Annotated in this window: 9 protein-coding genes; 8 read left to right on the forward strand and 1 reads right to left on the reverse strand. The window is 52.2% G+C overall.

The genetic code is table 11. The features are described 5' to 3' along the window. The 7 genes from mutM to ruvB form a co-directional block, all read left to right on the forward strand. The coding region (gene mutM / locus COY37_RS05430; RefSeq protein WP_286976605.1) for a bifunctional DNA-formamidopyrimidine glycosylase/DNA-(apurinic or apyrimidinic site) lyase at positions 1-684 on the forward strand (684 nt) is incomplete at its 5' end. Between the two features lie 156 nt (positions 685-840). Further along, positions 841-1,725, forward strand: coding sequence for a pyridoxal 5'-phosphate synthase lyase subunit PdxS (pdxS, locus tag COY37_RS05435; protein ID WP_286678164.1), 885 nt, complete (start codon positions 841-843; stop codon positions 1,723-1,725). Positions 1,726-1,921: 196 nt separating this feature from the next. Then, positions 1,922-2,527 carry a pyridoxal 5'-phosphate synthase glutaminase subunit PdxT gene (gene pdxT, locus COY37_RS05440; RefSeq protein WP_286678165.1) on the forward strand — a complete coding sequence of 202 codons (606 nt, stop codon included), beginning with the start codon at positions 1,922-1,924 and terminating at the stop codon, positions 2,525-2,527. Positions 2,528-2,532: 5 nt separating this feature from the next. Next, on the forward strand, positions 2,533-3,285 hold the full coding sequence (locus tag COY37_RS05445) for a YebC/PmpR family DNA-binding transcriptional regulator (RefSeq protein WP_286678166.1): 753 nt from the start codon (positions 2,533-2,535) through the stop codon (positions 3,283-3,285). A 211-nt stretch (positions 3,286-3,496) separates the two neighbouring features. Continuing rightward, complete coding sequence (gene ruvC, locus COY37_RS05450) at positions 3,497-4,015, forward strand: crossover junction endodeoxyribonuclease RuvC (protein ID WP_286678167.1); 519 nt, start codon at positions 3,497-3,499, stop codon at positions 4,013-4,015. Next, a complete protein-coding gene (ruvA, locus tag COY37_RS05455) occupies positions 3,993-4,589 on the forward strand; it encodes a Holliday junction branch migration protein RuvA (protein ID WP_286678168.1) in 597 nt (198 codons plus the stop codon). Before ruvC ends, ruvA begins: the two co-directional genes overlap by 23 nt. A 12-nt stretch (positions 4,590-4,601) precedes the next feature. After that, complete coding sequence (gene ruvB / locus COY37_RS05460; protein ID WP_353682436.1) at positions 4,602-5,612, forward strand: Holliday junction branch migration DNA helicase RuvB; 1,011 nt, start codon at positions 4,602-4,604, stop codon at positions 5,610-5,612. A gap of 38 nt (positions 5,613-5,650) precedes the next feature. Here the strand turns inward: ruvB and COY37_RS05465 are convergent, their stop codons facing one another. Further along, positions 5,651-8,095 (reverse strand): PBP1A family penicillin-binding protein, encoded by a 2,445-nt coding sequence (locus COY37_RS05465; RefSeq protein ID WP_286678170.1) that lies wholly within the window; start codon positions 8,093-8,095, stop codon positions 5,651-5,653. Between the two features lie 145 nt (positions 8,096-8,240). On the opposite strand from COY37_RS05465, the gene tyrS reads away from it, so the two are divergent. Next, positions 8,241-9,530, forward strand: a complete 1,290-nt coding sequence (gene tyrS / locus COY37_RS05470; RefSeq protein WP_286678171.1) for a tyrosine--tRNA ligase — start codon at positions 8,241-8,243, stop codon at positions 9,528-9,530. Positions 9,531-10,000: the final 470 nt, after the last annotated feature.

Raw genomic sequence — 10,000 nt, forward strand, 5'->3', positions numbered from 1 at the left:
ATCGGTGTCGGACGGCGGGCTAAGATGGTGATCGTTCGTCTTTCCTCCGGTGATTCGCCGCTCTCTCTGCTTTTTCATTTAATGATCGCCGGAAGTATCCGGTATGTGCCGGTTGGGTATCCCGAGCGAGAAAAAGCGCAGGTTATTTTCACGCTGGATAACGGCTATGAAATTCGTTTCAGGGACCCGCGCAAATTCGGCTATGTCAAGCTCTTAAAGGGGGATATCGGCACTGCCCCTGAGCTGAGCCGTCTTGGCCCCGAGCCTTTGTCCGGCGAGTTTACCCTAGAAAGATTTCAGGAGATGCTCAAGCGCAGGCCGAACGCCAAGATAAAAGCGTTACTGTTGGACCAGTCTTTCGTTGCGGGCATCGGCAATATCTATGCCGACGAGGTGCTTTTTCATGCCGGTGTGTTGCCGACTAGGCAGCCCGGCTCGCTCTCTCGGGATGAGGTCGGGCGCATCTATGAAGGGATACGCTCCATCTTGACCAAGGCCATCGAGGAGCACGGCAGCTCGATCGCTACATATGTCGATATCTTTGGAAACAAGGGCAACTTTGTAAGCTTTTTTAAAGTGTACGGCCGAACGGGGGAGCCTTGCGTTAACAACTGTCCGGGTGAGATCAAGAAAACCAAAGTGGCCGGCAGGGGAACGCATATCTGCCCGGTTTGCCAGAAATAGGCGTGCGATGCGCCCAACGCCGGCTGTTTTAGCTATCTTTGTAACTCCTCATACAGTTGCGACCAGGTATTTGTTTTAGTATGATAAAGCAGAATCATCAATTTAATCAGCACCTAGAGATTTAGATTCGAGACGTATGAAAGGAAGAAGAGATACATGATTGAGACCGGAACACTGAGAGTAAAAACAGGCCTGGCTGAAATGTTAAAGGGCGGGGTTATTATGGACGTAACCGATGCGAAACAGGCAAAAATCGCCGAGGATGCCGGGGCTGTGGCCGTTATGGCGCTTGAGAGGGTTCCCGCGGATATAAGGGCGGCCGGCGGGGTAGCACGTATGGCCGATCCCACAAAGGTCGAAGAGATCGTTAGTATGGTGACGATTCCGGTTATGGCGAAAGCCAGGATCGGGCACTTTGTCGAGGCCCAGATACTCGAGGCCCTTGGCGTTGACTACATCGATGAAAGCGAAGTTCTGACCCCGGCCGACGAGGAACACCACATTAACAAGTGGGATTTTAAAGTACCGTTTGTCTGCGGTTGCAGGAATCTCGGCGAGGCGCTGAGGCGTATATCCGAGGGCGCGGCTATGATAAGGACAAAGGGTGAGCCGGGCACAGGTAATATCGTTGAAGCGGTCCGCCACATGCGCTCGGTCCGTGAAGGTATCTCGTGGCTGAAGGGGCTTCGCGATGACGAGCTGTTTGCCGCGGCCAAAGACCTTCAAGCCCCATACGACCTGGTAAAATGGGTGCATGATAACGGTAAGTTGCCGGTTGTGAATTTCTCGGCGGGCGGCGTTGCAACCCCGGCCGACGCGGCGCTTATGATGCAGTTGGGCGCGGACGGCGTGTTTGTCGGCTCGGGTATATTCAAAAGCGGCGACCCCGCAAAGCGCGCAAAAGCGATTGTGCAGGCGACAACGCACTTCAACGACGCCGAACTTCTCGCGAAGGTATCAAAGGACCTTGGTGAGCCGATGGTCGGTATAGAAATCAGCCAGATCCCCGAAGCCGAGAGGATGCAGGAACGCGGTTGGTAACCATCGAAGATGATTACCAACTAGAGATTAGAAATTAGAGAGTAGATTGAATTATTGAGGGCAAAGTGAGAAAAGTGAGAGTCTAAGCTTAAGAACCTATTTCTAATCGGTATAATCGCTACTTTCTAATTTCTAGCTTTACCGCGGGCAGAGGTTTTTCTCCGCCCCGTACTTTGTATGAGGAGCAAGATAAAGTTTGAGCAACAGTAATAACCTTAAAGTAAGAATAGGCGTATTGGCTTTGCAGGGGGCGGTGCGCGAGCATATACAGCACATCGAGGCGCTCGGCGCGGTCGGTATGGCTATAAAACGGCCACGTGAGTTGAAGGAAATTGCGGGCTTGATCATTCCCGGAGGCGAGAGCACGACTATCGGTAAATTAATGGTGGAGTACGAGTTTATCGATGCAATCCGCGACTTTCACGCCGCAGGCAAGCCTATCTACGGCACATGCGCGGGTATGATTCTTTTAGCGAAAACAATTACAGAAGGCGACCAGCCGCTGCTCTCGCTGATGGATATCGAGGCCCGGCGAAATGCGTTTGGCCGGCAGCGCGAAAGCTTCGAGGCCGACCTTGCTATCAAGGGCATCGGAAGCTTCAATGCGGTCTTTATTCGCGCCCCGTGGATAGAGTCGGTGGGTGAGGGTGTCGACACGCTTGCCGAATTTGATACTATTGAACATGGCAACGTAAAAGTCATGGCCAGACAGGGAAGTCTTCTTGCGTCGGCGTTTCATCCCGAATTAACCGGGGACGTAAGGGTACACAAATACTTTTTGAATATGATAAAGGAGGCCTAATCCTAATGTCAGGGCATTCTAAGTGGGCAACGATTAAACACAAGAAAGGCAAGGAGGATGCCAAGCGCGGCAAACTGTTCGCCAAGCTGAGCCGGGCGATTATGGTTGCCGCTCGCAACGGTAGCAACCCGGACATGAACGCGGCTCTTGCGAATGCAATTGAAAAGGCAAGAAGCTACAGCATGCCCGCGGACAACATCGACCGGGCGATTAAGAAGGGCGCGGGCGAGTTGGGGGCAGTTACCTACGAGGAACTCACCTACGAGGGGTTTGGCCCCGCCGGGGTCGCAATCATGGTCGATGTCATGACGGATAACCGTAATCGTACCGCGGCCGATGTTCGCCACATCTTCACGAAATACGGCGGTAATCTGGGGGCATCCGGCTCGGTCGGGTGGATGTTCGACCGCAAGGGGATCGTAGCGGTCGATAAGAGTCATCCCATCGGCGAGGACGAACTCTTCACGCTTGCCGTTGAGGCCGGTGCAGAGGATATGACCGGCGAAGACGACCAGTGGCAGATAACGACCGACCCCACCGAACTTAACTTCGTTAGAAACATAATCGAGAAGCACGGTATCCCAATCGCGCTTGCCGAGATTGCGATGGTCCCTAAGAACCCTGTGAAATTGGATAAAGAAGAAGCAATGAAGGTGCTTAGGTTCGTTGATGTGCTGGAAGACAACGACGACGTTCAGGATGTCTACAGCAACTTCGATATCCCGGCCGAGGTGTTGGAGGAGCTTGCCGGGTCTTAGGAAGTTAGGAAGGGCCTAGGATTCGGGGACGATATAAAAGGCAGTCAGCCGTTGGCGGTTGGCTGTTTTCTTGTTATAATCAAACAAATGTTCGATTAGCGATGTTGCTCTGGTTTGCGCTAGAATATAGAAAGCGATTTACAGAGGACGATTCACGATAACCTAGACGTTGAACGTTGAAGTTTGAATTTTCGGTTTGAAAGGAAAGCTTATGATTATTCTCGCGGTTGATCCCGGCACGGCAACAACCGGTTATGGTGTCATAGAGTACGAGGGAAACCGCTTTAAAGTCAAAGACTACGGGATAATTTCAACCGAGGCCAAGGTTGCCGCAGAGCTTCGGTTGCAGCACATTTACGACGGCTTAAAAAACCTGATAGCCAGGTATAGGCCCGATCATTTTGTGGTTGAGCAGCTCTTTTTTAATCAAAACGTCCGTACTGCGCTGGCCGTGGGGCAGGCGCGTGGCGTGTGCCTTCTCGTTGCCGCGGATGGTGGGCTTCCGGTTGCAGAGTATACGCCGCTTCAGGTAAAGCAAGCGGTCGTGGGCTACGGCCGGGCGGAGAAGGCGCAGGTGCAGCAGATGGTTAAGGCCATCCTTAATTTAACCGAAATCCCAAAACCGGATGATGCGGCGGATGCGCTGGCCCTCGGGATATGCCATGCGCATTCGTACCGGTCGAATACGATAACCAGGAGAGCTTTGGATGATAGCGTTCTTGAGGGGTAGGCTTGAGGATAAAGGCCCCGGAACAGTTGATATCGATGTAAGCGGTGTTGGATACAGGGTGTCTATGTCCAACAACTCACTCGCGGCCATGCCGCAGAGGGGTGAGCCGGTGTTTGTGTATACATATACGCACGTGCGCGAGGATGTTTTGCAGTTGTTTGGTTTCATGTCGGTGGCCGAGCGCGAACTCTTTGAGAGGCTCATCTCGGTGAGCGGTATCGGCCCGAAGGTGGCGCTTGTGATCCTCTCTTCATTTGACGTCGACTCCTTAAAACAGGCCATCGTAGGTGAAGATATAGCGCTCATCACATCCATTCCGGGGATAGGTAAGAAAAACGCCCAGCGTCTTGTACTTGAGCTTAAAGAAAAGCTGACACTGCCCGAAATCGGGCTTACATCGACGGCTTATATAAAGGATAGGTCAGCCTATGAGGAGGCGCGAAGCGCATTGCTTGGCCTCGGATACACGTCCGCCGAAGCGAAAAAGGCGCTGGACGGTTTTGCGCCCGATGGGACAGAGATAAGCGTTGAGGTGCTCATTAAACATGCTTTAAAAAACCTGGCAAAAAACTGATAGCGGGAGGAAATCGTGGACGACAGGATTACAACGACGTCATTTATAGAAGAGGATATCGATTACGAGCGGAGCCTGCGGCCGAAGCGGCTTGAGGAATTCGTCGGGCAGACGTGGGCGAAAGAGGCCCTCGAGCTTTTTATTTCCGCCACAAAAAGCCGCGAAGAGGCCCTGGATCATGTGCTCTTAAGCGGTCCTCCCGGGCTCGGCAAAACCACCCTGGCAGGCATTATTGCAAATGAACTGGGGGTCGGCATTAAGATTACTTCCGGGCCGGCGATCGAACGGGCCGGGGATCTGGCGGCGATCCTCACCAATCTGCAGCCGAATGACGTGCTGTTTATCGATGAGATACACCGCTTAAGCAGGCAAGTAGAAGAAGTCCTCTACCCGGCGATGGAGGATTTTGAGCTTGATATCATCATTGGGAAAGGACCATCTGCGCGCTCTTTGCGATTGGAGCTGCCGAACTTTACCCTGGTAGGCGCGACGACGAGGCAGGGTCTTTTAACGTCGCCCCTGAGGGACAGGTTTGGGGTTAATTGCCGTTTCGATTACTATACCGATCAGGAGCTCAACGGTATTATCCGGCGCTCCGCAATAATTCTTAGCGTCGGGATCGATGCCTACGGTTCGCTTGAAATCGCACGGAGATCAAGAGGAACCCCAAGAATCGCAAACCGCCTGCTTAAACGGGTGCGTGACTATGCGCAAATTAAAGGGGATGGGCGGATCGATAAGGATATTGCAGACAGGGCTCTTGCATTTCTGGAAGTAGACGTCCTCGGTCTGGATAGGCTTGACCGCCAGATACTCCTAACTATGGTTGACAAGTTCAGCGGCGCCCCGGTTGGGCTTAACACGCTGGCCACGTCCATAAGCGAAGAGCCCGAAACGCTTGAGGATGTCTACGAGCCGTATTTGCTACAGCTCGGCTTTATCCAGCGCACTCCACGCGGTCGCGTTATAACCGAACGGGCCTGCAACCACCTTGGTATCGCGTATCCGGGCGATAAAGAGTAGCGGGATAGAGCAGGCAGCAGGGAGTAAGCAGTATGCAGCTAGTTCCGGCGGTTGATGTAGATTGTTACCGTTTGGCCGTATTGCAGCGTTGTACCTGCCGCGGGATTTTGGGAAACTACTTTGCCCCTCACGGCGCGCCCGCGCTGATACGGGGAGGAGGTCACGTCTATAACATTAAAGCCCGCGGACTCTAACTGTTGCCTTGCATTTTCCTCAGACAGGCCGACGATATCCGATACGGTGATACCCTTAGCCGACGAGCCGACACCGCCGGTACTAACCGTTATCTGAATTATCACGCCTTGTCGTGCCCTTTCCCCGGCCGCCGGAACCTGTGTTGTCACAACACCCCGAATACCCCTAACATCTTCTCTGTATACGGAGCTATGTCCAAAGTGGGCTTGATCCAATTTATCGATAGCCGGCTTCTCGGGTAATCCGACGACGTTCGGTATCGCGACGATGCCCGGGGACTTATGCAGGGGACATTTTTGACGGGGCACTTTGGTGCTCAGGAACGGGCGGTATTCAACATCGGGGCAGAATTTGCTGGGGAGCAATCCCGACTCGGTACAAACGAGAACATTCTCGATGCCGCCGCGTGGCTTTACGAAACTACCTCTAGGCATATTTGCGGTTGCTTTTGACATGAATCGCGACCATATTTGCGCGGGGAAAGTACCGCCGGCAACGCGTATGCCGTGGACATTATACATAGATATCTGGCCTTTTGGATATCCGACCCACACAGCCGCCGAAAGTCCCGGCGTATATCCGCAAAACCATGCATCCCTGTAGCCCGAGGCGGTTCCTGTTTTGCCCGCGCAGGGCCCACTTATCCTGGCCCGTGTCCCTGTTCCGTATCTGATGACGTCTTGCAGCACATCAGTAACGATATAGGCGGTTGCTTCACTGATAGTTTGCTGTGGCTTCGGCACGTACTGGTCGATGATTTTGCCTGATGCGTCTGTCACCCTAGTGATAGCCTCGGGCGGGCAATGCTTTCCGCCATTTGCAAATGTTGAATATACACTCGCCATATCAAGGGGGCTTGGCCCGTTTGTAAAACCTCCGAGCGCAATCGCCGGATCCTGGTTGATGATCCATTCCGGCATTCCCATTTTCTTTGCGACCTCGGTGACCTTGTTTACCCCTACGTCCAGGATAAGACGCGCAAAAACGGTGTTGACCGAGCGCACAAGTGCGGACCGGAGCGGCATCGGAGGGCCGCCACTTCCCTCGACATAGTTATCAACGTGCCAGGTTTGCCCGCCACCGATAGGTAAATCGCCCGGTGAAGAGCTATATTCCTGGAACGGAGAGATACCGTTTTCAATTGCGGCGGCAAACACAATGGGCTTGAACGATGAGCCGGGCTGGCGATTATGTGAGGTGGCCAGGTTATATTTATCTTTATTAAAGTCACGCCCGCCGACCATCGCCCGTATGTAACCGGTTGCCGGCTCGACAGCTACAATCGAGGCGGATGGATCTTTGGGGTGATCAAGTGTAGACCATGCGGCTTGCTCCGCCTGCTTTTGCATGGTTAAGTTGATCGTTGTGTATACCCGCAGGCCGCCCTTAAAGACGACGTTCTCACCGTATCGCTTGATAAGCTTCTGTTTTACATATTCGACGAAATATGGCGCGGGTGTTACCGGCTTAGTCATCGGTCTTGCTGTTACCGGTGCGGCCACCGACTGCGATTCCTCCAGCGGCGTTATGTACTTCAGCCGTGCCATCTGATGAAGAACCAGGTCACGGCGTTCTTTGGCTTTGCCTAAATTTACATATGGCGAGAAGTCGTTCGGGGATTTGATAATTGCGGCAAGTATGGCCGCCTCGGGAAGCGAAAGCATCTTCGCCCGTTTGCCGAAGTAATTATTAGAAGCCGTTTCCACACCATACCAACTATGCCCGAAGTAAATTGTATTGAGGTATTTTTCTAGAATCTGGGCTTTGGTATATTTCTGTTCCAGCTGGTACGCCAGCGCCGCTTCTTTTATCTTGCGGTCGAATGTTTTTTCACGGGTGACGATTGTATTCTTTACATACTGCTGGGTGATGGTGCTCGCGCCTTCCACGGTATGCCCGCTGGCGAGGTTGGCAAAGAAGGCACGCGCGATGGCCTCGGGATCGTATCCCTTGTGCTTGTAAAACCTCTCGTCCTCAATTGCGATGACCGCATGCTGCAGGTACGGCGATACCTCGGAGAGCGGCACGACGACGCGGTCTTGTTCATAATAGAGATTGGTAAGCAGCGTGCCGTTCGATGCGAATATCTTGGTCGTCTGCCAGTTTTGGATCTTGTCCTCGTTTTTGAGTTTTGGCAGCCCACGCATGATTTCGGCGGTAGCCACAAGGCCACCGAAGGCAACCACAAGGATCGGTATGATTATTAAGGCGCTAAGCACGAGAACCGCATGAATCCTACGCTGCTTCTTTGCCCTCAGCTCAGCTCTTCTTATCCTAGCTCGCGACATTACTTCCCCGGTCAAGAACCCAATCGTTTTCTGGATGGATTATAGCACAAAGCTATTGAGCTGGACATATCTGTGTGCAGGTGTTACGATTTTTTATATTTTGGCTTATTCTAGCTTATAAGATAAATGATATGCGGGGGTAGGAATGAAATCGGCTGAAGAGCAACTTTTTATCATACAAGACGGTGCCGAGGAGATAATCCCGGTTGAAGAATTCAAGCAGAAACTCGCCCGTTCGATAGCGACGAATACGCCGCTTAAGGTAAAGTACGGCGTTGACCCGACCGCCCCGGATCTTCATCTCGGGCATGCGGTTCCACTTCGAAAGCTACGGCAATTTCAAGACCTGGGTCATGTTGTCCAGCTTTTGATCGGCGATTATACGGCACGGGTGGGCGATCCTACAGAGCGCTCGACCACAAGGCCCCAGCTTCCCGCCGAGACGATAGAGGCCAATGCCAGAACCTATACCGAGCAGGCTTTTAAAATCCTTAACCCCGAAAAAACGGTAATTGACTACAACGGTCGCTGGTTTTCGACGATGCCGTTCGAGCGGGTTCTTAAAATTACGGCGCAATTCACCGTGGCCAGGATACTTGAGCGAGACGATTTCGCCAAACGTTTTGCCGCACAGGTCCCGATAAGCCTGCACGAGTTTCTCTATCCCGTGATGCAGGGCTACGATTCTGTCGAGCTTGGCTGCGATATTGAGATAGGCGGGACCGACCAGAAATTCAATATGCTTGCCGGAAGGGATCTGCAGCGTTGGGCCGACCAGGAGCCACAGGTTGTTATCACCATGCCCATCCTTGAGGGCACCGACGGCTACGTTCGTATGAGCAAATCCAAGGGTAACTACATCGGCTTAACCGAGCCCCCCGAGGAGCAGTTCGGCAAGATCATGTCGATCCCGGATTTTATAATGATCCGCTACTTCAGGCTCTGCACGAACGAACCTCATGAAGAGATAGACCGCATCGAAAAAGGCCTGGAAGACGGCACGCTTCATCCCAATGAGATAAAAAGGCGTCTCGCAAAAGATGTTATATCTATCTATTACGGTCCCGAAGCGGCCAAAGAAGCCGAGCGGATCTTTGACGCAAAGTTTAAGAAGGTCGAGGGCGGGACGGCTGCAGAACGGCTTGCGGCTATCGGCGCCGAGATTCCCGAGGTCGAGATAACACCGGATATGCTCACCGATGATAAGCGCATGTGGATCGTTAAGCTTATGACGGTTGCAGATTTCGCTAAGACCAATGGTGAAGCCCGTCGGCTTATCGAGGGCGGCGGAGTAAAATATCTCGAACATGTCGATGGAGAATATAAAGAAGTAGCAATCAAAGATCCCGGCATCGAGATAGTTCCAAGAACCGGGGACATCATCCAAGTCGGCAAACGCCGCATCGCCAGGATTAAAGTATACAGCCCGAGTTAAGCACTCCCGCATATGTTAATGTAATAATGATGAAAAATGCGGTGAATAATCATCGAACCGGGTGTTGACATTATTTTTAAACCTGGTAAAGTACTCTTTACGCAGCAGCATGCGGCGGACTGCGAAATCCTCGCAGCCGGTCGTAAAACGCGTTGTAAACTCGCAAAATTCTCAAACAAACTAGTTGACAACAGATATCGCTGGTGCTATATTTATTAATGCTGCTTCTGCAGTAGATTTCCGTGGAGTTGTTGTATAATTGCTTACAATTTATCTCGGAGGCGACAAGTATAGGTTAGAGTAAGTGTGATTGCATGAGCAATCGTACCTGAAACTTGTCGCTGTGAGAGGAAACTCCACAGCGAATTTTTTTGTCTTAAAAACACCTTCATAGGAAGACTTGAATAAGGTGTTGACAGCCGGAGAATGGCATGGTACATTACCGTCTGTTGCAAAGTTGGTCTTTGAAA

Source organism: Candidatus Aquicultor secundus (genome assembly GCF_002791875.1).
Taxonomy (GTDB): Bacteria; Actinomycetota; Aquicultoria; order Aquicultorales; family Aquicultoraceae; genus Aquicultor_A; species Aquicultor_A secundus.